This is a genomic window from Serratia sp. HRI, assembly GCF_010119335.3.
Lineage (GTDB): Bacteria > Pseudomonadota > Gammaproteobacteria > Enterobacterales > Enterobacteriaceae > Serratia > Serratia nevei.
Genome location: NZ_CP083690.1, coordinates 2259602 through 2284055, shown reverse-complemented (window position 1 = coordinate 2284055; position 24454 = coordinate 2259602). Strand labels below are relative to the sequence as shown.

Genomic DNA, 24454 nt, shown 5'->3' with positions numbered 1-24454 from the left:
GGAGCAGAGGGCATGATAAAAAGCATCGGCAGTACGGCCGGTTTAATGGGAACGATGAAAGCGCGCGCTGAGCTTAACTCAGCGGCCTTCAGCGAGATGTTGGGGGCCGCCGACGGCAAGGCGCGGCAAAACCAGGCGAATCCGCTGTCGCGCATCACCGCGCAGACGGTGCATAACATGACGGCGCTGTTTGCCTCCGCGCCGAAAGCGGCAGCCACTCACGCCGCAACGGCCGATACGCTCTCGTTCGAGCAGCGGGCGACCCTGACGGGCAGCGCCGAGCTGTTGCAAACGCGGACAAATTATCTGCAGATGGCGCTGCAATTACATAATCCGGGCAAGGCGTTCAGCATGCCGGTGCTGCTCAAACTCTGATGAGGGAAGCGGAGCGCCCAACGGGCGGCGCTCCGGTACGGACTGAACGGGCTTTCTGATGAAGCCCTGGGGATTTCCCTGGCGTGGCGTGCGTTTTTAGCGGTACAGCTCGGCGCTGACGTGCATCGTGCTGTTGTCGCCCGGTTCGTGCAGGGCGATGATGCGATAAGAGCTTGCGCCGCGTTGATCGGCGATTTTGCTGACCTGGCTGCTGGCGTCATCCGGCGAAACCACGTTCTGGTTCAGGGTGACGAAGCCGACGCTCTGGCGTTGATCGGCCTGGTGCGAGGTGATCTCCGTTGCGGCCATTAGGTTGGCGGAAAACAGGGCGGCCAGCGCCGTTGCGAGAATGATGCGTTTCATAGTGCCTCTCTTAACCCTTTGCCGTTACGGCCTGACAGCGAATGTCGCTGCGGCAAAAAGTCATTTATCTGCATTGAATAACCTGAAATCTCTTTCGTCGCGCTGTCTGCGGCGGATATGGTTAATTTTAGTCCGTTGTGGCGGATTAAAAAGCGGGGGCTTTTGATGACCTCTTTCAAAAAAAGTGAAATAGATTTGTGACTCAGCGCTGATTTCATTGAAAGATTTTTGAAACCGATGGATCGGCGTACATAGGTTCTCCCACGAGCAAATCGTGCTATTTCCCATAGCGCCTCGCATTAACGCGAATAAAACCCACGCAGTCCTTGAGTTTCCCGCCCTGCGTCAGTATGATTACGCGTCATTTTTCAGCCGCACACTAAACACGTTCCTTGCTTCCATGGGCCGCGGTTGACCCTGACAGGAGGCTGAATAATCCGTAAGGAGCAATTCGATGCGTCATTACGAAATCGTTTTTATGGTCCATCCTGACCAAAGCGAACAGGTTCCGGGCATGATCGAGCGTTACAGTGCTACCATCACTAACGCGCAAGGTCAGATTCACCGTCTGGAAGACTGGGGCCGCCGTCAGCTGGCTTATCCGATCAACAAACTGCACAAAGCTCACTACGTTCTGCTGAACGTTGAAGCGCCGCAGGAAGCGATCGATGAGCTGGAAACTAACTTCCGCTTCAACGACGCCGTTATCCGCAGCATGGTTATGCGCGTTAAGCACGCGGTAACTGAAGCATCTCCGATGGTTAAAGCGAAAGACGAACGTCGTGGCGATCGCCGCGAAGACTTCGCTAACGAAACCGCAGATGATGCAGATGCTGGGGATTCTGAAGAGTAATTGCCGCCGTGACGGCTAATCGTCTGGTTTTGTCGGGCACTGTGTGCAAGGCGCCGGTTCGAAAAGTGAGTCCTTCCGGGATACCGCACTGCCAATTTGTGCTAGAGCACCGTTCGCAGCAGACGGAAGCCGGATTCAGCAGACAAGCATGGTGCCGAATGCCCGTGGTTGTCAGCGGACAACAGTCACAAGCACTAACTCAAAGATTAACGGTCGGCAGTCAGATTACCGTGCAAGGCTTTGTAAGCTGCCATCAAGGGCGCAACGGGCTGAGCAAATTGGTTCTGCATGCCGAGCAGATTGAATTGATAGATTCTGGAGACTAGCCAAATGGCACGTTATTTCCGTCGTCGCAAGTTCTGCCGTTTCACCGCGGAAGGCGTTCAAGAGATTGACTATAAAGACATCGCTACGCTGAAAAACTACATCACCGAAAGTGGTAAAATTGTACCGAGCCGTATCACCGGTACTCGTGCAAAATATCAGCGCCAGCTGGCCCGTGCTATCAAGCGCGCGCGCTACCTGTCTTTGTTGCCGTACACTGATCGTCATCAGTAATCGGCCACTGTCCATTAACGACTTTGAGAGGATAAGGTAATGCAAGTTATTCTGCTTGATAAAGTAGCAAACCTGGGCAGCCTGGGTGATCAAGTTAACGTTAAAGCGGGCTACGCTCGTAACTTCTTGGTACCACAGGGCAAAGCTGTTCCTGCTACCAAGAAAAACGTTGAGTTCTTCGAAGCACGCCGTGCTGAACTGGAAGCCAAACTGGCTGACGTTCTGGCTGCTGCTGAAGCTCGCGCAACCAAGATCAACGAACTGGGTTCAGTCACCATCGCTTCCAAATCTGGCGACGAAGGTAAACTGTTCGGCTCTATCGGCACCCGCGACATCGCTGACGCAGTGACTGCGGCAGGCGTTGAAGTTGCCAAGAGTGAAGTTCGTCTGCCGAACGGCGTTCTGCGTACCACTGGCGAGCACGAAGTGCACTTCCAGGTACACAGCGACGTGTTCGCACAGCTGAATGTAGTTGTGGTTGCAGAAGCGTAATTTACGCTGCTGTTAACCCGGTTAAAACGCCAGCCTCGCGCTGGCGTTTTGCTTTTCTGCGCCCGGCAAAACGCGCTACGCTTGAAGACGGGATGAAAAGGAGAGCGTGCGATGGCAAAGATTACGCTACAGCGGGTTTATGATTTCAGCGCGCCGGCGCCGGAACACTGTTATCTGATAGACAGGCTATGGCCGCGCGGCATCAGCAAGGAGCGGCTGACGGGCGTGCAGTGGCTGAAACAGGTGGCGCCGGATGACGAACTGCGCAAGTGGTTCCATCAGCATACCGACCAGTGGGCGGTCTTCGAGGCGCGTTACCGCCAACAGCTGGCGGCCAACGACGCCTGGCAGCCGCTGGTGGCGCTGTTACGGCAGGGGCAAACGCTGACGCTGCTGTATGGCAGCAAAGATACCGAGCACAACCAGGGTGTGGTGCTGCGCGAGTTTTTGCTGGCGCAGCTGTAGGGATTAGCGTTCCCGGCGGTAGCTGCCGTCGGCCTGGCGGCGGAACAGCGCCTGGCTGTTGTCCACCGTGGTGACCGACAGCGCGTTAATCACGCCGTTGGCGTCGCGTTCGATGCGCACTTCCTGGCCGGCTTTCATGTTGCTCAGCGGCTTGTCGCCGCCTTCCACCTGCGCCATGGCGAACACTTCATTCACCGGCAGATTGTTGTCGCGAAACAGCTGGGCCAGGGTCTGGCCGGGCTGGATCTGATAACGCTGCCAGTTGCCCGCCGGCGTTGGTTCGTTGGCAGACGTGGTGCCGCCGTTTTGCAGATCGGCCTGCAGCGGCACGCTGGTTTCCTGCTGGGAAACCGGGAACGGCTGTCTTTCGGGCGAGTACGGCCACAGCAGGGCCAGCAGCAGGATGATGCCGAAGATCAGCACCCAGCGGCGGTGGAAGTAGGGCAGCGGCTCCATCCAATGGAAACCGTCCGGCAGATGCCAGACTTTGGCCAGCAGCGCTTTGACCTGCTGCATTTTGTCGTTGGCCGGCGGTGGCTCCGATGGCGGTTCCGCGCCTTCAGACGTGGGTGCGGCGCCCGGTTTCAGGCGCTGGCTGACATTCAGCCAGGTGCGCAGCAGCGGCTGGTAGATGCGGGTGGTTTTCCTTCTCCTGGGCGCGATTCTGCCCATGGTGACCTCTCTTCGACGGCGTAGTAATTAGCGCGGCGCGGCAAGCGCCCCGCCTGCCCGATATCCTGCTTTCAGTATAGTCCGCTAACTGATTGAAGCGAAAGGCAGCTGAGCGGCAGAGCCGCGGTTTGCGGCTGCGGGCGTTAACAGAAGGTTATTGTTTCTTTTTCTACGACAAAAGTCATCATTCTCCATACAAGATTTTACCCGACATTGACGCGCTGTTATGCTGCGCTTTCGACTTTTTACAGACTTAAGGAAAACCCCATGACAACCCCTTCTTTTGACAGCGTTGAAGCGCAAGCAAGTTACGGGATTGGTTTACAGGTCGGCCAGCAGCTGCAAGAGTCCGGGCTGGAAGGTTTGCAACCGGAAGCTTTGCTGGCGGGTCTGCGTGACGCGCTGGAAGGGAATGCCCCGGCGGTTCCGGTAGACGTGGTGCACCGTGCGCTGCGTGAAATCCACGAGCGTGCGGACGCGGTGCGCCGCGAGCGCCAGCAGGCGATGGCCGTTGAAGGCCAGAAATTCCTGGACGACAACGCCAAGCGCGACGACGTGACGCTGACCGAGTCCGGCCTGCAGTTCTCCGTGCTGGAGCAGGGCAACGGCCCGATCCCGTCCCGTCAGGATCGCGTGCGTGTGCACTACACCGGTCGTCTGATCAACGGCGATGTCTTCGACAGCTCGGTTGAGCGCGGCCAGCCGGCAGAATTCCCGGTCAGCGGCGTGATCCCAGGCTGGATCGAAGCGCTGACCCTGATGCCGGTCGGCTCCAAATGGCAGCTGTATATCCCGCACAACCTGGCCTATGGCGAGCGTGGCGCTGGCGCGTCCATCCCGCCGTTCAGCGCGCTGGTGTTCGACGTCGAGCTGCTGGAAATCCTGTAATCCCACCGAGGATTGCTCTGGGCGCCTTCGTGGCGCCCTTATTTTATGCGCCGCGCAGCGCGCGCGGGAACAGCAGGTTGTTTTCCAGGCTGATGTGCTCCATCAGATCGCCGATGAACTCGTCGATGCCGGTGTACAGCGCTCGCCAGGTGGTGCAGGCGCCCTCCGGCGGCGTGACGTTATCGGTGAGGAACTTCACCACTTCCAACTGCTCACCCGCCTCGTCATGTTCATGCTCCATCACCGAGATCGGTCCGGCGGCCTGCGGCCCCATGCCCTGTTTGATCAGCGGGAACAGGATCTGTTCCTCTTTCATCATGTGATTCTCCAGGTCCAGGCGGATCCGGTTCAGCTGCTTCGCCAACCCGCGCGGGCAGCTGGGCTTGTCGCCGTGCACGCGTTCGACCTTTTCCGCCATCAGCACCAGTTCTGCCAGCTGCTCGCGGTGCCGCTGATGAAAGCGTGGCAGAATGTAGTCGATCACCTCACCGAGCGGCGCCGTGCGCCAGTCCCGGCTTGGCTCCGGCGTGGCGGCCAGGGCGGCCAGTTCGTTTTCCAGCCTGTCGATATCTAACCTTCTGCGCTCGGCGGCGCGTGCCAGCGATTGCCGGCCGCAGCAGCAGAAATCCAGCTGATGCTGGCGAAACAGACGGGATGCACGGGGAATGGCGATAGCGAGCGCGCCAAGGGATTGATTGCGGTAATCCATGGTAGTGCCTCTTTAAACGAAGGAATCTTATAACGTGCATTTTAAATGCGATTTAAAGGGCGCGCCAGCGGGAAAATCGAAGAGAAGGTGGCCGGGGTGAGGCCCCGGCCGGGTGATTATTTCGCGCTGAGATCGATGCGATACACCGCGAAGCCGATGCGGTCATTGCCCTCGGCGGTCATCGGATATTGAGCGTGCTCCTTGATAAACGCCGTCGCTTTGTCCGACGGCGAGGTCTCGAAGCGGATATCCAGCGGCTGCTGGCTGCTGAAGGTCGCCAAACGCCAGTTGTTGTCCGCCTGCGGATGCACCGCGCCGTGTCGCTGGGTTTCGGTGCTGATGTAGGCCGCCAGCACTGAACGGTTCTCATCCGGCGAAGCGAAGGCGATATGTTTGTCGCCGGTGCCGGCAAATTTGCCGCCGTAGGCGCGGTAGTTGTTGGTGGCGACCAGGAAGGTGGCGTTCGGATCGATCGGCTTGCCGTTGAAGGTCAACTGCTTGATGCGCTCTGCCTTATCGTTGATCAGCTGGCATTCACCGTCGTAGCGCGCCGGCTGGCTGACGTCGATCTGGTAATTGACGCCGTCGATCACGTCGAAGTTATAGGTGCGGAAGCCGTCCCAGTTGATCAAGCCCTGCGGCTTGGCGCTGTTGACGTCGATCTGGTTGAACTGGCCGGCGGAGCACTCCAGCCACTCTTTCACCTCTTTGCCGCTGGCCTTCACCACCACCAGGGTATTGGGGTAGAGATAGAGATCGGCGGCGTTGCGGAAGGTGAGTTGGCCCTTTTCCACTTCGACGAAGCTGGCCGGATCGTTCTTGCGGCCGCCGACCTTGAACGGCGCCGCCGCCGACAGCACCGGCAGATCGGCCAGATCCGGATCGCCCTGAATGTAATGTTCAACGTAGGCTTTCTGCGCATTGTTGACGATCTGCACCGTCGGATCGTCCTGCACCAGCGCCAGATAGCTGTACATGTTGCCGTCGGATTTGCCGATCGGCTGGCTGACGAACTCGCGCGTGCCCTTGTGATCGTCCGCCAACACCTTCACCAGCGCGGCATCTTCCGCCGCCAGCGATTTCTTGTTCTCTTTGTCGTAGATCGGCCGTGCTTCCGCTTTGGCGGCGGTCACTTTCCAGCTACCGCTATCGTTGTTGAGCTGCAGGTCGACCACGCCGAGATGATCGCCCCATTGGCCCGGCATCACCGCCGGTACGCCGTTCAGCAGGCCCTTATCGATATCCGCGCCTTTGATGTTGGCGAAGTCCTTGCTCGGGAACACCGCATGGGCGTGGCCGAACATGATGGCGTCGATGCCCGGTACCTGGCTGAGGTAGTAGACCGAGTTTTCCGCCATTGCCTTGTAAGGCTCGCTGGACAGCCCGGAATGTGGGATCGCCACCACCAGATCGGCGCCCTGTTTACGCATTTCCGGCACGTAGCGTTTGGCGGTGGCGGTGATGTCGTCCACCGTCACCTTGCCCTGCAGGTTAGCCTTGTCCCACACCAGGATCTGCGGCGGCACGAAGCCGATGTAGCCGATGCGCAGCGTATGCGCCTTGCCGTCGCGGTCTTTCACCGGCGTATCGACGATGATGTACGGCGTGAACAGCGGTTTTTGCGTTTTGGCGTCGATGACGTTGGCGTTGATATACGGGAACTTGGCGCCGGCGATGGCGTTTTTCAGGTAGTCCAGCCCGTAGTTGAATTCATGGTTGCCGATGTTGCCGACCACATAGTCCAGCGTATTCATCGCCTTATAGACCGGATGCACGTCGCCCGGTTTCAGCCCCTTGGCCGCCATGTAGTCGCCGAGCGGGCTGCCCTGAATGATGTCGCCGTTGTCCACCAACACCGCGTTGGTAGCCTGCTGGCGCGCCTGCTGGATCAGGCTGGCGGTGCGCACCAGGCCGAATTTATCGGTTGGCGTGTCCTTGTAGTAATCGAAGTCCATCATGTTGCTGTGCAGGTCGGTGGTTTCCAGCACGCGCAGGTCGACGGTGGCCGCCTGCGCCGAGGCGCACACCAGCAGCGCAAGCGCGGACAGCGTCAGGGGATGCTTCATCATTTTGGGCTCTCTCCATTTCATTATTCGAGTGTTATCGCAGAGGGAAATGTAATTAACATTGCTTGCCACAGCAAACTGTGAAGTGTGGCAGAAAACGGCGGCAGGTAACGCGGGGAAGTTCACAGTTGTGCCCAACAAGATCTGATGAATTCCCGGGGGTTAGCCGGTTGAGATGGATATTCGGCGTAAAAAAAACTAGTCTGCTAGCAGAGACAGGGGGAAATTTCCCACGGAGATGCAGAGTTGAGGTGCATGATGTTAGAGCGAATTTGCCAACTGTCCCGCGAGGCGGGGGCGGCGATCATGGCGGTGTACGACGGTGAACAACCGCTTGATGTCGCACAGAAGAACGATGATTCACCGGTGACGGCGGCCGATCTGGCGGCACATCACATCATCAAGCGCGGCCTGGCGGCGCTGACGCCCGAGGTGCCGCTGCTGTCGGAAGAAGATCCGCCGGCGTGGGAAGAGCGCCGCAACTGGACGCGTTACTGGCTGGTCGATCCGTTGGACGGCACCAAAGAGTTCTTGCACCGCAACGGTGAGTTCACGGTCAATATCGCCCTGATTGAAGACGGGCAGGCGGTGATGGGGGTGGTGTACGCCCCGGCGATCGACGTGCTGTATCTGGCGGAGCGCGGCAAGGCCTGGAAAGAAGAGAAGGGCGTGCGGCAGGCGATCGGCGTCAGCAACGCGCATCCGCCGCTGGTGGTGGTGAGCCGCTCGCATATCGACGACGAACTGAAAGACTATTTGCAGCAGCTGGGTGAGCACCAGACCGTGTCCGTCGGCTCCTCACTGAAGTTCTGCCTGGTGGCGGAAGGCAAGGCGCAGCTCTATCCGCGCTTCGGGCCGACCAACATTTGGGATACCGCCGCAGGGCATGCGGTGGCGGTGGCCGCCGGGGCGCAAATTCACGATTGGCAGGGCAAGCCGTTGCTCTATACCCCGCGTGAATCTTTCCTCAACCCCGGCTTCCGGGTGTCGCTGTTCTGAGTTAGTTCGCCAACAGCTGGTGCAGCTTGGACATCACCTGCTGCACCTCTTCCGGCGTCAGCGCGCCGTCTTTGGCGAACTGAATGCGCCCTTGCTTATCCAGCACCACAATAGCTGAGCCTTTCGGCTGCAGATCCCAGGCCTTGCGCACGTTGCCGTCGCTGTCGACGATAAACTGCGACCACGGGAACTCCTTCTTGCTGTCCTCAATGCTGCTGCGCACGAACATCGCGGTGCCCATCAGGGCATCGTCGGTGTTGACGATTGTCGTCGTTTGGTAACGATCGTGTGGTAGCTTCGCCTTCTTGATCGCTTCAATCAGTGGGTCGTTCATGTCTTTGGCGGAGCTGCGGCCGGCAATATGTTGTATCACTCGCACTTTTCCACTGAGCTGCGCGCTGTTCCAGTTCTGGTAGCTAAAATTACCGTCAGCGTAATTGAGCTCTCCTTTGTCACTGACGCCGACCGGCGACACGCGCTGCTGGAGCTGGAAGTTGTGCGCGGAAGCGAAAAGCGGGGCGAGCAGCAGGGATACCATCAGCATGCGACTTGTTTTCATGCTTTCTCCTTGTAATGAGTGGAATTTGTGCGACAGCACTTCGACAGCCTAAAGCATAGGATGTGATAAGAGGTCTGTCCTGTTAACCGGATCGCAGATTTTCCCTTGGTTCGCTAATCATCAGATTTTGAAGGGATATACTGAAAACGTTATAAATTATCATATACAATTCTGTCAAAAAGTGTAAATCCAGCGTAGATCACCGGGCAGAAGTGAACGTTCTGGTCTTTACTGGGTCTACTACATGCAATCAAGTTGCGTTCTGAATTTCGAGGCTGCCACCTTTGGCGGCTCGCTGAGCGCATGGATCAACGGGAGGAGCGTAAAAGAATGAGAATCTTCCAGCGTTATAACCCTTTGAAAGTGGCAAAGTACGTTAAGACCCTGTTTCGCGGAAGGCTGTATATCAAGGACGTGGGCGCATTTGAATTCGACGAGGGGAAAATCCTGCCGCCGAAGATTCGTGACAAGCGCCATTTCAGCGTGATGTCTGAAGTGAACCGCCAGGTGCTGCTGTTGCAGGCCGAGTTTGGCTGAACACTACGCTGACAGCGATAAAAAAATGCGGCCCCGATGGGGCCGCTGATGTTTTTGCCGGCTGGCGTCAAGCCGCCGGGGTGTCTTCCGGGGCTTTCGGCAGTACCGCCGCCGGTTTGTCGCTCAGCCGGGTGACCAGCAGCTGGTCTATCTTGTAGCTGTCGATATCCACCACTTCGAACTTGTAGCCGGCGTATTTGACAAAGTCGGTGCGTTTCGGGATCTTGCGCAGCATATACATCATAAAGCCGCCGATGGTCTCGTAGTTGCCCGCCTGCGGGAACTCGTCGATGTCCAGCACGCGCATCACGTCGTCGATCGGCGTGCCGCCCTCAATCAGCCATGAGCTTTCGTCGCGCGCCACGATCTGCTCTTCCTGGCCTTGGCCAACCAGATCGCCCATCAGCGTGGTCATCACGTCGTTAAGGGTGATGATGCCTACCACCAACGCATATTCATTGAGGATCACCGCGAAGTCTTCGCCGGCGGTCTTGAAGCTTTCCAACGCTTCGGACAGCGTCAGCGTATCCGGCACGATCAGCGCCGAACGGATCTGCACGCCGCTGCTCAGCACCAGGCTCTGGTTGCCCAGCACGCGGTTCAGCAGGTCTTTGGAATCGACGTAGCCGACCACCTGATCGATATGGCCGTCGCACACCAGGAACTTGGAGTGCGGATGGGTCGAGACCTTCTCCTTGATGCTCTCTTCGCTTTCGCGCAGGTCGAAGTACACCACGCTTTCGCGCGAGGTCATCGAAGACGGCACGGTGCGCGATTCCAGTTCGAACACGTTTTCAATCAGCTCATGTTCCTGCTTGCGCAGCACGCCCGCCAGGGCACCGGCTTCCACCACCGCGTAGATGTCGTCGGAGGTAATGTCGTCCTTACGCACCATCGGCAGCTTGAACATGCGGAAGATCAGGTTGGCCATGCCGTTGAAGAACCACACCAGCGGGCGGAAGATCATGATGGAGAAACGCATCGGGTTGATGATCCGGACGGCGACCGTCTCTGGTGCAATCATACCGATGCGCTTCGGGGTCAAATCGGCGAACAGGATAAACAGGCTGGTCACCAGCACGAAGGAGCAGATGAAGCTGACCTGTTCCGCCAGTTCGGGCGACAGGAATTTAATGAAGAATTGTTGGAAGGTGCCGGAAAACGCCGCGTCGCCGACGATACCGCCGAGGATGGCCACGGCGTTCAGGCCGATCTGCACCACGGTGAAGAAGATGCCCGGGGTTTCTTGCAGTTTAAGCACTCTGGCTGCGTTGACGTTGCCTTCGTCTGCCATCAGCTTCAGTTTGATCTTGCGCGAGGCGGCCAGAGAGATTTCCGACAGTGAGAAAAACGCACTCACCGCGATCAGAAAAAGAATCAGTAAAATACTGTTTAACATAATCTATCCATACGTGCCGACGGGATGCCGGCGCTCTTGAGGAAGGGTAGTACATAGTAAAAAAAGCAGCGATAACAACCAGAAGGGAAGCTATCGGGCCGCAGAAGCGGCCCGCATAGTATAGCAGTTGCCCCACAGGGGCCGCCAGCGGTTAAAAAAGTGCCGCCGGCCGGCATCGGATCAGCCCTGCGGCGGCAGGCAAACGCCGATGCCGCCCAGCCCGCAGTAGCCTTCCGGGTTTTTGAACAAGTACTGCTGATGATCGTCTTCCGCGTAATAGAACGGCAGCGCCGGCGCGATCTCGGTGGTGATGACGCGCTTGTCGCCCGCTGCGTCCATCGCCTGCTGGAAGCGCTGCAGGCTGCTTTCCGCCTCGGCCTGCTGCTCCGGGCTCAGCGTGTAAATCGCCGAGCGGTACTGGGTGCCGACGTCGCCGCCCTGGCGCATGCCCTGCGCCGGATCGTGATTTTCCCAGAATACCTGCAGCAGCTGTTTGTAGCTGACGACCTGCGGATCGAACACCACGCGCACCACTTCGGCGTGGCCGGTCTGGCCGCTGCACACTTCGCGGTAGGTCGGGTTTGGCGTGTAGCCGCCGCTGTAGCCGGCGGCGGTGCTGTAGACGCCCGGCTGCTGCCAGAACAGGCGCTCGACGCCCCAGAAACAGCCCATGGCGAAGATCGCCACCTCCATGCCTGCCGGCACCTGGGTCATCGAGTGTTCGGTGACCACGTTGAGCGTTGCGACAGGCATTGGCGTGGTGCGGCCAGGCAGCGCGCTTGCCTTATCGACGGTTTGTGATTTATCAAAAAATGGCACCACGGTTGACTCCTGTTGTCACAGTAAGAATTGACCCTACATGGGGGCGGTTCGGTTGTATCTCACCGCGTCTTTGCCCACAATAAGTGGCAAGTTGGGTTTATGTATAAGCTTAACGCAGTATTTTGAGCGCCAAAAGTGAAGAATTCGCCTGTTGCGCGGCGGTGGCAAAGCGCGGCGGGCGGCGTCCGGAACAAGGCTGAAGAGGGCTGCCGTCATGATAGCACGGAGTCTGCCCTGGCCCCGGAGCGAACACCATAACAGGAAAGTAAAATCAATAAGGAGAACACGTGCCAAAGTACCCGGTCATGTGCTTGATAGCTGTGTTGCTTGCGGCACCTGCAGCCTACGCAGCGAACGTGCGGTTGCAGGTGGAAGGGTTAAGCGGAGAGTTGGAAAAAAACGTTCGGGTGCGCCTGTCGTCGATCACGCCTGAAGAGGTCGGCACCGACGGTCGCTTCCGCGCACGGGTGGATGAGGCGGTGCGCCAGGGGCTGCGCGCGCTCGGCTATTACCAGCCGACCATCGAATTTACGCTGGACGATTCGGCCGGGGATGTCGCGCCCGGTGCTGCATGCCAAGGTCAATCCGGGCGAACCGGTGCGTATCGCCAGCGCCAACATCGTGCTGGAAGGCGGCGCGAAGACCGATGAGGACTACCTGGCGCTGGTAAAGAAGGACCGGCCGACCATCGGCGAGATCCTCAACCACGGCAAGTATGACAGTTTCAAAGGCTCGCTCACCGGCCTGGCGCTGCGCAAAGGCTATTTCGATGCCGATATGACCAAAAGCCAGCTCGGCGTGGCCGAAGATTTGCACAAGGCGTTTTGGGATATCGATTTCAACAGCGGCGAACGTTACCGCTTCGGCAAGGTGAAATTCACCGGCTCGCAAATCCGCGAAGACTATCTGCAAAATCTGGTGCCCTTTCATCAGGGGGATTACTACAGTTCGGAGGATTTGGCCGAGCTGAACCGCCGTTTGTCCGCCACCAACTGGTTCAACTCGGTGGTGGTATCCCCTGATTTCAATGATGCCAAAGAGAACAAGATTTTGCCGTTGGACGCGCTGGTGACGCCGCGCACGCGCAACACCGTCGAGACCGGTATCGGTTACTCCACCGACGTCGGCCCGCGGGTGAAAGGCACCTGGAAAAAGCCCTGGCTCAACGATCGCGGGCATAGCCTGGAAACCAGCGCCAGCGTGTCGGCGCCGGAGCAGCAGCTGGATCTGACCTACAAGATCCCGCTGCTCAAGAACCCGCTGGAGCAGTATTACCTGCTGCGGGGCGGCCTCAAGAACGTCAATCTTAACGACACCAAGTCCGTCACCTCCAAAGTGGTGGCCTCGCGCAACTGGGATCTCTCCAGCGGCTGGCAGCGGGCGATCAACCTGACCTGGCGCTGGGATAACTTTACCCAGGGTAGCGTCAGCAACACCACCATGCTGCTGTATCCCGGCGTCAGCTTCAACCGCACCCGCTCGCGCGGTGGCCTGATGCCGACCTGGGGCGACAGCCAGCGCTACTCTATCGACGTGTCCGACACCTCCTGGGGTTCCGGCGTGGACTTCGCGCTGATGCAGGCGCAGAACGTGTGGATCCGCACACTGGCCGACAAGCACCGTTTCGTGGCGCGCGGCCAGGTGGGCTGGATCGAAACCAACGATTTCGACAAGGTGCCGCCGGATCTGCGCTTCTTCGCCGGCGGTGACCGCAGTATTCGCGGCTACAAGTACAAAGACATTTCGCCGCGCGATGACGACGGCAAGCTGACCGGCGCCTCCAAGATGCTGACCGGCTCGCTGGAGTACCAGTACAACGTGACCGGCAAATGGTGGGGGGCAATGTTCGTTGACTCCGGTGAAGCGGTGAACGATATCAAGAAAAGCAACTTCAAGACCGGCGCCGGCGTAGGCGTGCGCTGGCAGTCGCCGGTGGGGCCGGTGAAGCTGGATATCGCCGCGCCTGTGGGAGACAAGGACACCCACGGGATGCAGTTCTACATCGGTTTGGGGCCTGAACTATGAGCCTGGTTAAAAAGATTTGTCTCGGATTTCTGGTCGTTCTGCTGTTGCTGATCGGCGGCCTGGCCTTCCTGATAGGCACCACCACCGGTTTGCATATGGTCATCAACGGCGCGGCGCGCTGGGTGCCGGGGCTGGAGATCGCCGGCGTCAGCGGCGGCTGGCGCGATCTGACGCTGAAGGGCGTGAAATATCAGATGCCGGGCGTGACGGTCAACGCCGGGCAGTTCCATCTCTCACTTGACCTGTCCTGCTTTAAACGCAGCTCGCTGTGCGTCAATGCCTTGTCCGCCCAGGATGTGGACGTGGCGGTGAACACCAAAGAGATGGCACCTTCCGCGCCGGTGGAGGAGAGCAGTGAGCCGACCACCAATCTCAGCACGCCTTACCCCATCACGCTGCGCCTGTTGGCGTTGAACAACGTCAAGGTCACCGTCGACGACACCGCCATCTCTCTGGCCGAGTTCCGCACCGGCGCGCAGTGGCAAGAGCGCGCGCTGACGTTGATGCCGACCAAGATCGGATCGCTGCTGATCGCCTTGCCGAAAACCCCGCAAAACCCGCTGCCGGAAGCGGTGCAGCCGGCGGTCGAGGTGGCGAAAAAGGTCGGCGAGCAGGTTACCGACGCGGCGAAGCCGGCACCTCAGCCGGAAGAGAAGCCGCTGGGCGAAACGCTGAAAGAACTGTTCGCCAAACCGCTGTTGCCGGATCTGCCGGACATCCGCCTGCCGCTGGATATCACCGTCAAAGAGATCCGCGGCGAGCAGCTGCGCTTGACCGGCGATACCGACGTACTAATCACGAGCCTGTTACTGCAGGCCAGCACGCAGGATCAGCATATCCAGCTGGACAACTTCGACGTGAAGTCGCCGCAGGGCACGCTGTCGGTGCAGGGGCAGGCAACCCTGACCGGCGACTGGCCGGTGGCCCTGACCGCCAACAGCGCGCTGAATATCGAACCGCTGAAAGGTGAGAAGGTGAAGCTGAACATCGGCGGTGGGCTGCGTGACGAGCTGAACGTGGCGCTGAACCTGTCCGGCCCGGTCGGCGCCCAGCTCGATGTGCAAACCCGGCTGGCCGAAGCCGGCCTGCCGCTGGCGCTGACGTTGCAGAGCAAGCAGTTGAAATGGCCGCTGAGCGGCGAGGCGCAGTATCAGGTCAACGATTTCCGCCTGCGCTTTAACGGCAAGGCGACCGACTACGCGCTGTCGACGCGCGCCAATCTGAAAGGCCAGGATCTGCCGCCGGCGGTGCTGACGCTGGACGGCAAAGGCAACGTCGAGCAGTTCAAGCTGGAGCGCCTGCGGCTGGCGGCGCTGCAGGGCAATACCGATCTTACCGCGCTGGTGGACTGGAGCAAGGCCATCAGCTGGACCTCGCAATTGACGCTGAGCGGCATCAATACCGCCAAGCAGTGGCCGGAATGGCCGGCGAAGCTGGATGGCAAGATCACCACGCGCGGCAGCCTGCACGGCGGCAGCTGGCAGCTGCAGGTGCCGGTGCTGCAGCTGGACGGCAACGTGAAGCAGAATAAGGTCACGGCGCGCGGCACGCTGAGCGGTAACGCCGCGGGGCAGTGGAAAATCCCCGGCATCGATCTGGCGCTGGGGCGCAACCAGCTGAACGTCAAAGGGCAGCTGGACGAGAAGAGCTGGAACCTGGACGCCAACATCGACGCGCCGCGTTTGGACGGCGCGCTGCCGGGTCTGGGGGGCACCGCCAAAGGGATGCTGAAGCTGCGCGGCAATCTGCAGGCGCCGCAGCTGCTGGCGGATTTGACCGCTTCCGGCTTGCAGTGGCAGGCGCTGCGCATCAACCGCGTGAAGATCGATGGCGACGTGCGCTCCACGGATCAGATCCAGGGGCAGTTAGCGGTACGCGTCGAACAGCTGAAGCAGGATGCGCTGGAGGTCAGCCTGCTGACCCTCGACGCCAAAGGCAGCGAGAAGCAGCACCAGCTGCAGCTGAAGATTGACGGCAAGCCGGTCTCCGGCCAGCTGGCGCTGCAGGGCAGCTTCGATCGTCAGCAGCAGCGCTGGCGCGGCAATCTGAACAACACCCGTTTCGATACGCCGGTCGGGGAATGGCGCCTGACGCGCGCCATCGCGCTGGACTACCTGAACACCGAGCAGAAAATCAGCGTCGGGCCGCACTGTTGGCAGAACCCGAACGCCGAGCTGTGCGTGCCTAAGACCATTGAAGCCGGCCAGAGCGGCCAGGCCAGCGTGGTGCTCAACCGGTTCGACCTGGCGATGATCAAGCCGTTCCTCGGCCCGGACACCGCCCTGAGCGGCGTGTTCACCGGCCGGGCTGATGTCAGCTGGAAGCCGGGCGGCGCGCTGCCGGAGGCGAAAGTCACGCTGGCCGGCAACGGCGTCAAGGTGGTGCAGCAGGTGCAGGGCAACGCGCTGCCGATCGCCTTCGATACGCTGACCCTCAACGCCGGCCTGAATAACGGCCGCGCGCAGGCCGACTGGCGGATCAAACTGACCAACAACGGCCAGTTTGACGGCAATATCCAGGTGGCGGATCCGCAGGTGCGGCGCACCATCAGCGGCAACGTCAATATCACCAACATCTCGCTGGCGCTGATCAACCCGGCGCTGATGAAGGGCGAAAGTGCGGCGGGCATGCTGAACGCCAACCTGCGCCTGGGCGGCAGCGCGCAGAAGCCGCTGGTGTTCGGGCGCTTGGCGTTGGATCGGGCGAAGGTGCAGGGGCACTGGATGCCGTTCGACATGACCGACGCGCGGCTGGCGGTGAATTTCAACGGCATGACCTCGACGCTGGAAGGGTTGCTCAGCACCACGCGCGGCCAGCTGAATCTGGCGGGCGATGCCGACTGGCGCGATATCAACGCCTGGCGTGCGCGCATTGCCGCCAAGGGCGACAAGCTGCGGGTGACGGTGCCGCCGATGATCCGCATCGACGTGTCGCCGGATCTGGTGTTTGAAGCCACGCCGCAGCTGTTCTCGCTCAACGGTAAGGTCGACATTCCCTGGGCGCGCATCACGGTGCAGGAGCTGCCGGAAAGCGCGGTGGGCGTCTCTTCCGACGAGGTGATGCTGGACGACCAGCTGAAGCCGATTCAACCTAAGACCGCGTCGATCCCGATCAACAGCAATCTGATGATCCACGTCGGCAACGACGTGCGGCTGGACGCGTTCGGCCTCAAGGCCCGCCTGAAGGGCGATTTGAAAGTGGTACAGGACAAGAAAGGGCTGGGCCTCAACGGCCAGATTGACATCCCTTCCGGCCGATTCCATGCTTATGGTCAGGATTTGATCGTGCGTAAAGGGCAGCTGATGTTCTCCGGCCCGCCGGATCAGCCGCTGCTGAATATCGAGGCGATCCGTAACCCGGAATCCACCGAGGACGATGTGACCGCCGGCGTGCGGGTGACTGGCCTGGCAGATGCGCCGAAGCTGGAAGTGTTCTCCGATCCGGCCAAATCGCAGCAGGAAGCCTTGTCTTATCTGCTGCGCGGCCAGGGCTTGAGCAGCTCCGGCGCCGACGGCAACGCCATGACCTCGATGTTAATCGGCATGGGGGTTGCACAAAGTGGTCAACTTGTGGGTAAAATCGGCGAGGCATTCGGCGTGAGTAATTTGGCTCTGGACACTCAGGGGGTTGGCGACAATTCCCAGGTTGTCGTGAGCGGCTATGTCCTCCCAGGCTTACAAGTAAAATATGGGGTGGGCATTTTCGACTCGCTGGCCACGCTGACGTTGCGTTATCGCCTGATGCCTAAGTTGTATCTTGAAGCGGTGTCTGGTCTCGACCAGGCATTAGATTTGCTCTATCAGTTTGAGTTTTAGCGATGCGAATAATTGTCTACGGCAGTTTACGGCGCAAACAGGGAAACAGCCATTGGATGACCAACGCCCAATGGCTCGGCGAGCACGAGCTCGAAGGCTATCAGATTTATAATCTGGGCCATTACCCGGCGGCGATCCCTGGAGAGGGCACGATACATTGCGAGGTGTATCGTATTAACTCATCGATTCTGGCAGAGCTGGACGAACTGAAAAGCAACACCAAGGACTATAAGCGCGAGCTGATTCAGACGCCTTATGGGAGTGCGTGGATCTACCTGTACAAACACAGCGTGGACGGTTACCCGCGGATTACCAGCGGCGACTGGCTGAAGCGTCTCGACGAGCAGTAAGAAAAAAAACACCGCTCAATGAGCGGTGTTTTTTCATCGGACGGCGGCTGGCATTACTTCTTGGCAGCGCGTTCGAAGGAGGCGATGATTTCCGCTTTAGCCGCGGCAGCGTCTGCCCAGCCTTCCACTTTCACCCATTTGCCTTTTTCCAGATCTTTGTAGTGCTCGAAGAAGTGAGCGATCTGGGCTTTCAGCAGTTCCGGCAGGTCGTTCACGTCTTTCACGTGATCGTACTCTTTGGTCAGCTTGCTGTGCGGTACCGCAACCAGCTTGGCGTCTTCACCGGCTTCGTCGGTCATCTTCAGCACGCCAACCGGACGGCAGCGGATCACGGAGCCCGGCTGCAGCGGGTATGGGGTTGGGACCAGCACGTCAACCGGGTCACCGTCCAGAGACAGGGTGTGGTTGATGTAGCCGTAGTTGCACGGGTAGAACATCGCGGTGGACATGAAACGGTCAACGAACAGCGCGCCGGTTTCTTTGTCGATTTCGTATTTGATTGGATCGGCGTTGGCCGGGATTTCGATTACTACGTAGATGTCTTCCGGCAGGTCTTTGCCAGCAGGGACCAGATTCAAGCTCATGTCGGTTTCCTTTAATCATCAAACCAGAAATGGAGTGGCGGCTATTATAGCGGACTCTTTTGCGATTTCCTGCCCTTTTCATCGTTGAAAACCCTGCGTGCCGGCGCACGGAGAATTTCCAGATTAATCCCGCCGCAGCATGAAGTTTTGCCTTCGCCTGCCGATAACTTCAACAAACAATAATGAGCCGGCAAAGCTGGCTCCGCGTTTTGCCACCCCTACTACGTCTGATCTCACTATTCTGAAGCCGGGAAGAACTCATGCTAAAAAAGATTACGGTGAAGGCTGGGCTGATCGCCCTGCTGAGCCTGATGACCATGCTGCTGATCATGGTCAGCGTTATTGGCGTCAACGCGATTAACGAAGGATCGCGTTCGATCCATACCCTTAACCAGATCCTCGGCGAAGAGCTGGGCTCGCTGGCCAACAGCTCCAACCTGACGCTGCGCGCCCGAACCGCCGCTTCGCTGGCGGTGCGCCAACGGGAGATCGGCCAGGTCGATGTCTCCGACGCCACCGTGGGCCGCATCTACGGTTACCTCGAGCAGTCGAACAAGGAAATGGCGCGCTTTGTCGGCGTCGGCACCGTGACCGATCGCGGCCGTGAACTCTCCAACCGCCTGCAAAACAGCTACCGCGCCTATCTGGAGCAGGGCGTGAAGCCGATGGCCGCCGCCATCAAGGCCGGCAAGATCGATGAGTATTATCACATTCAGGAAACGCGCATCTCCGCGCTGAGCATCGCGTTCGAAAAGGATCTCACCGATTTCCGCAGCTTCGCGATGAAGCTTGGCGCGCAGCAGGTGTATGACGCGGAAAACAACGCCAGCACCAAGATCTCGCTGATCGTGGTGGCGGGCCTGCTGAGCGTGCTGCTGGCGGTGCTGGCCTGGTTCGCGCTACGGGTGATCATTCTGCGCCCGCTGGACGAGTCCATCGCGCAGCTGGAACACATCGCCGGCGGCGATCTGACCCATGAGATCCGCGGCGAGGGCGATACCGAGATGGGCCGCCTGGTGCGGGCGATGCAGCGCATGCAGCAGGCGCTGGCCAGTTCGGTCAGCAAAGTGCGTGACGCCAGCAGCCAGATCGACACCGGTTCACGCGAACTGGCGGCCGGCAACCTGCACCTGGCGCAGCGCACCGAAGAATCGGCCGCTTCGCTGGAAGAGACCGCCGCCAGCATGGAACAGCTGACCTCGACGGTGAAAATGAACGCCGAGAACTGCGAGCAGGCCAACCAACTGGCGCTGAGCGTGTCCGATATCGCCAACCAGGGCAGCGATGTGGTCAGCCAGGTGATGAGCAAGATGCAGGCGATCACCGACAGCTCGCGCCGCATCGCCGACATCATCAGCGTGATGGACGGCATCGCCTTCCAGACCAATATCCTGGCGTTGAACGCGGCGGTAGAGGCGGCGCGTGCCGGCGAACAGGGCCGCGGTTTCGCGGTGGTGGCCGGCGAAGTGCGCAATCTGGCGCAGCGCAGCGCCCAGTCGGCGAAAGAGATCAAAGGGTTGATCGAAGCGTCGCAAAACCGGGTGCAGGAAGGCGAGCAGATGGTGGAGTCGGCGGCGCAGACCATGAGCGGCATCACCGGCGAAGTGGGCCGGGTCACGGCGCTGATGCGTGAGATCTCGGCGGCGACGCGCGAACAAAGCAGCGGCATCGAACAGGTGAACCTGGCGGTGGCGCAGATGGATCAGGTGGCGCAGCAGAATGCGGCACTGGTGGAAGAGTCGGCGGCGGCGACGCGCTCGCTGGAAGATCAGGCTCAGCTGCTGGCGCAGAGCATGGCGGTGTTCAAGCTGTAAGGCGATAAGGGTTCGGCGCGGCGCCGAACCCTTGCAAAGAACGCGTTACTCGTCCGGGTTTTCGGCGATGAAACGTTCTGCGTCTTCTACCATCGACTTGGTGCCGACGAAGAATGGCGCGCGCTGGTGCAGTTTCACCGGCGTGATGTCCAGAATGCGGTTTTTGCCGTCGCTGGCCTTACCGCCGGCCTGTTCGGCCAAGAACGCCATCGGGTTGCATTCGTACAGCAGACGCAGCTTGCCTTGCGGGTGGCTGGCGGTGCTTGGGTAGATGTAGATGCCGCCTTTCAGCAGGTTGCGGTGGAAATCCGCCACCAGAGAACCGATGTAGCGCGAGGTATAAGGGCGCTGCGTCGCTTCATCCTGCTCCTGGCAGTACTTGATGTATTTCTTCACGCCGAGAGGGAACTTGATGTAGTTGCCTTCGTTGATGGAATACATGTTGCCGCTCGCCGGGAAGCGCACTTTCTCGTGGGAGAGGCAGAATACGCCCAGAGACGGGTCGTAAGTAAAGGCGTGGACGCCGTAACCGGTGGTGTACACCAGCATGGTGGACGAACCGTAAACCACATAACCCGCTGCGACCTGGGCGCTGCCCGGCTGCAGGAAGTCTTCTTCGGTCACCGGCGTGCCGACCGGCGTGATGCGACGGTAGATAGAGAAAATCGTACCGACCGAGACGTTGACATCGATGTTGGACGAACCGTCCAACGGATCCATCAAAACGACATATTTGGCATTTTCAGCTCGCTCGCCGTCGAATATCACGATTTCATCTTCTTCTTCGGAAGCGATACCCGCAACTTCACCACGCGCTTTCAACGCCGCTTTCAGTTTTTCGTTCGCGTACAGGTCCAGTTTCATCTGAACTTCGCCCTGTACGTTGGACACCCCGCTGGTTCCCAGAATATCAACCAGGCCGGCCTTGTTGATGTCGCGGTGAATGATTTTGGCGCCCAGTTTAATTGCAGAAAGTAACGCGGTCAGCTCGCCGGTGGCGTGAGAGAAGTCGTGCTGTTTCTCGACGATAAATTCGCCTAACGTTTTCATGACACAATCCCTGAATCTACGGATGGATAGCGGCCTGTTAACAAACCGCCAACGTTTTCGCGTGCAGTGTAGCCCAAAGATGCGCGCCATTCATAGGCAAATCCATTTCTTCTGGACGATTCTGAGCGTTAGAATATGCCGACATTCGATGCACTCACATGAGAAACCTATGCGCATTCACATTCTTGGGATCTGTGGCACCTTTATGGGCGGGTTGGCGATGCTGGCGCGCTCACTGGGGCATGACGTCACCGGTTCGGACGCCAACGTCTATCCGCCGATGAGCACGCTGCTGGAGAACCAGGGGATCGATCTTATTCAGGGTTATGATCCAGCCCAGCTGGATCCGGCGCCGGATCTGGTGATCATCGGCAACGCCATGACGCGCGGCAACCCGTGCGTGGAGGCGGTGCTGGAGCGTGGCATCCCTTACGTTTCCGGCCCACAGTGGCTGCACGACGCCGTGTTGCGCGATCGCTGGGTACTGGCGGTTGCAGGCACCCACGGCAAAACCACCACCGCCGGCATGGCGACCTGGATCCTCGAGGCCTGCGGCTACCAGCCCGGCTTCGTCATCGGCGGCGTGCCCGGCAACTTCGACGTTTCGGCTCGCCTAGGCGGCAGCCCGTTCTTTGTGATCGAGGCCGACGAGTATGACTGCGCGTTCTTCGACAAGCGCTCCAAATTCGTGCATTACAGCCCGCGCACGCTGATCATGAATAACCTGGAGTTCGATCACGCCGATATCTTCGACGATCTGAAAGCCATCCAGAAACAGTTCCACCACCTGGTGCGCCTGGTGCCGGGCAAAGGCAAGATCATCCTGCCGGACAACGACAGCCACCTGAAGCAGGTGATGGCGATGGGCTGCTGGAGCGAGCAGGAGCTGGTGGGGGAAGAGGGCACCTGGCGCGCGCAGAAGTTGACGCCGGATGCCAGCCATTACGCGGTGTTCCTCGACGGCGAACAGGTCGGCGAAGTGAACTGGGCGCTGGTGGGCGAGCACAACATGCATAACGGCCTGATGGCCATCGCCGCCACCCGTCATGTTGGCGTACAGCCGGCGGACGCCTGCCGCGCGTTGGGCGATTTCATCAACGCCCGCCGCCGTCTGGAACTGCGTGGCGAAGCCAACGGCGTCACGGTTTACGACGACTTTGCACACCATCCGACGGCGATCCTCGCCACTCTGGCCGCGTTGCGCGGCAAGGTCGGCGGCACGGCGCGCATTCTGGCGGTGCTGGAACCGCGCTCCAACACCATGAAAATGGGCATCAGCAAAAACGATCTGGCGCCTTCGCTCGGCCGCGCCGACGAAGTGTTCCTGTTCCAGCCGCACCACATTCCGTGGCAGGTGGCGGAAGTGGCGGATGCCTGCGTGCAGCCGGCGCACTGGAGCGCGGATCTCGACACGCTGGTGGACATGGTGGTGAAAACCGCACAGCCGGGCGATCACATTCTGGTGATGAGCAACGGCGGCTTCGGCGGCATTCACGATCGTCTGCTGGACGCGCTGGCGAAAAAGCAGGAACCGAAAGTCACCTACTGATCGCTCAGCTGCATCAGTCACATCAAGGGTCGCATTCGCGGCCTTTTTTACTTTTACGCCCATAAAAAAGGTTCATCGCGCTTTAGCGTGAACCAATAGAAAACGGCAGTCAGAACGTTTAGGTTTGTATTCGCCAAAACACACCCTAAACTTTCAAAACTGCCGTCACTATGAATGCTAACCTTTGCTCCCTGTTCTGGGAAGGCTTTATCGTCAATTCCTTCTCGCATCCTTCTGCCAACTCCCTGCTTATCCAGCTCCAGCCTGACGCTGCCGTCATGCCCTGTTGTCGTCGTTGTGAGCGGCGGGTGCCTGTTGTGCATGATGTTTCCTTCCGCCGAGTGCGTGAACGCCAGCTGCTCGATTGGGTCGTCTGGCTCAACGTCCCCGTCCGGCGCCTGTGTTGCCCCCATTGCGGGGTCACCACCGAAAAAATCAGCTGGTTGCCTGAACGCCAGAGATATACCACGACACTATCCGTATGGGTTGAGTCACTGGTCCGTTTACTGCCGATTAAGCACGTTGCACAACTCACCGGCCTGCACTGGCATACGGTCAAGAATATCGACTACCGGCGTCTGCTGCGGGAACGGACAGAGCCGCAGCGCCATACCCTCCGCCGTCTGGTGATGGATGAGTTCGCCCTGTTCAAAGGACATCGTTATGCCACCGTGGTGATGGATGCGGATACGCAACAGGTGTTGTGGGTGGGCGAAGGCCGCAGCAGAGCGGCCTTCCGCCCCTTCTTCGTCTGGCTGGGCGCTGAAGGCTGTGCCGCTATCCAGTCTGTCGCCATGGATATGAATACGGCGTTAGACCTGGAGGTCAGGCATCACTGCCCGCAGGCGGAAGTGGTCTATGACTTGTTCCATGTGGTGGCAAAGTATGGCCGGGAGGTTATCGACCGGGTCCGCGTCGACCAGGCCAATCAACTCCGTGATAACCCAAAATCGCGTCAGGTCATCAAACGCAGCCGCTGGCTGCTGCTGCGCAACCCAGAAAACCTGCCCGAAGGGCATGAGGTAAAGCTCACGGAGTTGCTGGAGGCGAATCAGCCGTTGAATGTGGTCTGGCTGATGAAAACCGCGCTGAAAGAACTGTGGTACGCCCCGAGTGAACAAGAGGCATGGAGGCGCTGGACAAGCTGGTACAGGCAGTCTCAGGAAAGCGGAATCAAGGCGTTGCAACACTTCGCCGAGAAACTGAAAGGGTATGCCGGTGGCATCATCGCGAGTGCCAGACACAGGTTGAATACCAGCGTGCTGGAAGGGATGAACAATAAGATAAAAGTGATGAAGCGGATGGCCTATGGATACCGGGATAACGCTTACTTCTTCCTGAAAATCAAAGCAGCGTTCCCCGGTAAAGCGCGATGAACCATAAAAAAGCCCTCGCGAGCGAGGGCAACGGGGTTCGTCGGATAGGACGACGAGAGGGTCTCTGGGAAATCGGCGTTTGCGTCAGAACTCGGCAGTGGCAGTGACGAGGGTAATCAGCTCTGCAAAGCCGT

24 protein-coding genes and 1 pseudogene are annotated in these 24454 nt (G+C 59.3%); 15 read left to right on the top strand and 10 right to left on the bottom strand.

The window, feature by feature from the left end; genetic code table 11:
- Positions 1 to 12 precede the first annotated feature (12 nt).
- Positions 13 to 375, top strand: coding sequence for a hypothetical protein (locus GF111_RS11065; RefSeq protein WP_038879194.1), 363 nt, complete (start codon positions 13 to 15; stop codon positions 373 to 375).
- 96 nt (positions 376 to 471) lie between these two features.
- On the opposite strand, the gene GF111_RS11060 is transcribed toward GF111_RS11065, so the two are convergent.
- On the bottom strand, positions 472 to 738 hold the full coding sequence (locus tag GF111_RS11060) for a DUF1471 domain-containing protein (RefSeq protein ID WP_038879189.1): 267 nt from the start codon (positions 736 to 738) through the stop codon (positions 472 to 474).
- Positions 735 to 956, bottom strand: a complete 222-nt coding sequence (locus GF111_RS11055; RefSeq protein WP_134267422.1) for a hypothetical protein — start codon at positions 954 to 956, stop codon at positions 735 to 737. Before GF111_RS11055 ends, GF111_RS11060 begins: the two co-directional genes overlap by 4 nt.
- A 236-nt stretch (positions 957 to 1192) precedes the next feature.
- Here GF111_RS11055 and rpsF point away from each other — a divergent pair, with 236 nt between their 5' ends.
- From rpsF to GF111_RS11030, 5 genes are all read left to right on the top strand, one after another.
- Positions 1193 to 1591, top strand: coding sequence for a 30S ribosomal protein S6 (gene rpsF, locus GF111_RS11050; protein ID WP_004933634.1), 399 nt, complete (start codon positions 1193 to 1195; stop codon positions 1589 to 1591).
- Positions 1592 to 1599: 8 nt separating this feature from the next.
- Positions 1600 to 1917, top strand: coding sequence for a primosomal replication protein N (gene priB / locus GF111_RS11045; RefSeq protein WP_004933632.1), 318 nt, complete (start codon positions 1600 to 1602; stop codon positions 1915 to 1917).
- Positions 1918 to 1921: 4 nt separating this feature from the next.
- Positions 1922 to 2149 carry a 30S ribosomal protein S18 gene (gene rpsR, locus GF111_RS11040; protein ID WP_000135199.1) on the top strand — a complete coding sequence of 76 codons (228 nt, stop codon included), beginning with the start codon at positions 1922 to 1924 and terminating at the stop codon, positions 2147 to 2149.
- 39 nt (positions 2150 to 2188) lie between these two features.
- Positions 2189 to 2641, top strand: coding sequence for a 50S ribosomal protein L9 (rplI, locus tag GF111_RS11035; protein WP_004933629.1), 453 nt, complete (start codon positions 2189 to 2191; stop codon positions 2639 to 2641).
- 111 nt (positions 2642 to 2752) lie between these two features.
- Positions 2753 to 3106 carry a DUF488 domain-containing protein gene (locus GF111_RS11030; protein WP_038879181.1) on the top strand — a complete coding sequence of 118 codons (354 nt, stop codon included), beginning with the start codon at positions 2753 to 2755 and terminating at the stop codon, positions 3104 to 3106.
- A 3-nt stretch (positions 3107 to 3109) separates the two neighbouring features.
- Here the strand turns inward: GF111_RS11030 and GF111_RS11025 are convergent, their stop codons facing one another.
- Entirely contained in the window at positions 3110 to 3778 is a 669-nt protein-coding gene (locus GF111_RS11025; protein WP_047729278.1) for an OapA family protein, read from the bottom strand.
- A gap of 267 nt (positions 3779 to 4045) precedes the next feature.
- Here GF111_RS11025 and fklB point away from each other — a divergent pair, with 267 nt between their 5' ends.
- Positions 4046 to 4666, top strand: a complete 621-nt coding sequence (gene fklB / locus GF111_RS11020; RefSeq protein WP_004933618.1) for an FKBP-type peptidyl-prolyl cis-trans isomerase — start codon at positions 4046 to 4048, stop codon at positions 4664 to 4666.
- A 43-nt stretch (positions 4667 to 4709) separates the two neighbouring features.
- Here the strand turns inward: fklB and ytfE are convergent, their stop codons facing one another.
- Positions 4710 to 5375, bottom strand: a complete 666-nt coding sequence (gene ytfE, locus GF111_RS11015; protein WP_147190276.1) for an iron-sulfur cluster repair protein YtfE — start codon at positions 5373 to 5375, stop codon at positions 4710 to 4712.
- A gap of 116 nt (positions 5376 to 5491) precedes the next feature.
- Positions 5492 to 7444, bottom strand: coding sequence for a bifunctional 2',3'-cyclic-nucleotide 2'-phosphodiesterase/3'-nucleotidase (locus GF111_RS11010; protein ID WP_047729274.1), 1953 nt, complete (start codon positions 7442 to 7444; stop codon positions 5492 to 5494).
- A gap of 255 nt (positions 7445 to 7699) precedes the next feature.
- Between GF111_RS11010 and cysQ the strand changes: the two genes are divergently transcribed.
- A complete protein-coding gene (gene cysQ / locus GF111_RS11005) occupies positions 7700 to 8440 on the top strand; it encodes a 3'(2'),5'-bisphosphate nucleotidase CysQ (protein WP_047730802.1) in 741 nt (246 codons plus the stop codon).
- A 1-nt stretch (position 8441) separates the two neighbouring features.
- On the opposite strand, the gene GF111_RS11000 is transcribed toward cysQ, so the two are convergent.
- Positions 8442 to 8999 (bottom strand): YtfJ family protein, encoded by a 558-nt coding sequence (locus GF111_RS11000; protein ID WP_038879169.1) that lies wholly within the window; start codon positions 8997 to 8999, stop codon positions 8442 to 8444.
- A 330-nt stretch (positions 9000 to 9329) separates the two neighbouring features.
- On the opposite strand from GF111_RS11000, the gene GF111_RS10995 reads away from it, so the two are divergent.
- Positions 9330 to 9536, top strand: coding sequence for a DUF1107 domain-containing protein (locus GF111_RS10995; RefSeq protein ID WP_019453363.1), 207 nt, complete (start codon positions 9330 to 9332; stop codon positions 9534 to 9536).
- 67 nt (positions 9537 to 9603) lie between these two features.
- On the opposite strand, the gene GF111_RS10990 is transcribed toward GF111_RS10995, so the two are convergent.
- Both GF111_RS10990 and msrA read right to left on the bottom strand, forming a co-directional pair.
- Positions 9604 to 10935 (bottom strand): hemolysin family protein, encoded by a 1332-nt coding sequence (locus GF111_RS10990; protein WP_038879165.1) that lies wholly within the window; start codon positions 10933 to 10935, stop codon positions 9604 to 9606.
- A 180-nt stretch (positions 10936 to 11115) separates the two neighbouring features.
- Positions 11116 to 11757, bottom strand: coding sequence for a peptide-methionine (S)-S-oxide reductase MsrA (msrA, locus tag GF111_RS10985; RefSeq protein WP_043139288.1), 642 nt, complete (start codon positions 11755 to 11757; stop codon positions 11116 to 11118).
- 305 nt (positions 11758 to 12062) lie between these two features.
- Between msrA and GF111_RS10980 the strand changes: the two are divergent.
- The 3 genes and pseudogenes from GF111_RS10980 to GF111_RS10970 all read left to right on the top strand — a co-directional run bounded on the left by GF111_RS10980 (position 12063) and on the right by GF111_RS10970 (position 17947).
- Positions 12063 to 13782, top strand: a pseudogene (locus GF111_RS10980) (autotransporter assembly complex family protein).
- A complete protein-coding gene (locus GF111_RS10975) occupies positions 13779 to 17597 on the top strand; it encodes a translocation/assembly module TamB domain-containing protein (protein WP_055311892.1) in 3819 nt (1272 codons plus the stop codon). Before GF111_RS10980 ends, GF111_RS10975 begins: the two are co-directional and overlap by 4 nt.
- Positions 17598 to 17599: 2 nt before the next feature.
- Positions 17600 to 17947: a gamma-glutamylcyclotransferase gene (locus GF111_RS10970; RefSeq protein WP_033648686.1), complete on the top strand. Its 348-nt coding sequence runs from the start codon at positions 17600 to 17602 to the stop codon at positions 17945 to 17947.
- 53 nt (positions 17948 to 18000) lie between these two features.
- Here the strand turns inward: GF111_RS10970 and ppa are convergent, their stop codons facing one another.
- Positions 18001 to 18531, bottom strand: coding sequence for an inorganic diphosphatase (gene ppa / locus GF111_RS10965; RefSeq protein WP_004933594.1), 531 nt, complete (start codon positions 18529 to 18531; stop codon positions 18001 to 18003).
- 260 nt (positions 18532 to 18791) lie between these two features.
- On the opposite strand from ppa, the gene GF111_RS10960 reads away from it, so the two are divergent.
- The gene (locus GF111_RS10960) at positions 18792 to 20345 is read left to right on the top strand and encodes a methyl-accepting chemotaxis protein (protein WP_038879153.1); all 1554 of its coding nucleotides are present in this window, start codon (positions 18792 to 18794) and stop codon (positions 20343 to 20345) included.
- A gap of 45 nt (positions 20346 to 20390) precedes the next feature.
- On the opposite strand, the gene fbp is transcribed toward GF111_RS10960, so the two are convergent.
- Positions 20391 to 21395 carry a class 1 fructose-bisphosphatase gene (gene fbp, locus GF111_RS10955; RefSeq protein ID WP_004933587.1) on the bottom strand — a complete coding sequence of 335 codons (1005 nt, stop codon included), beginning with the start codon at positions 21393 to 21395 and terminating at the stop codon, positions 20391 to 20393.
- Between the two features lie 169 nt (positions 21396 to 21564).
- Between fbp and mpl the strand changes: the two genes are divergently transcribed.
- Both mpl and GF111_RS10945 read left to right on the top strand, forming a co-directional pair.
- Positions 21565 to 22944: a UDP-N-acetylmuramate:L-alanyl-gamma-D-glutamyl-meso-diaminopimelate ligase gene (gene mpl, locus GF111_RS10950; RefSeq protein WP_033636810.1), complete on the top strand. Its 1380-nt coding sequence runs from the start codon at positions 21565 to 21567 to the stop codon at positions 22942 to 22944.
- Positions 22945 to 23114: 170 nt separating this feature from the next.
- Positions 23115 to 24320 (top strand): ISL3 family transposase, encoded by a 1206-nt coding sequence (locus tag GF111_RS10945; protein ID WP_071845311.1) that lies wholly within the window; start codon positions 23115 to 23117, stop codon positions 24318 to 24320.
- Positions 24321 to 24454: the final 134 nt, after the last annotated feature.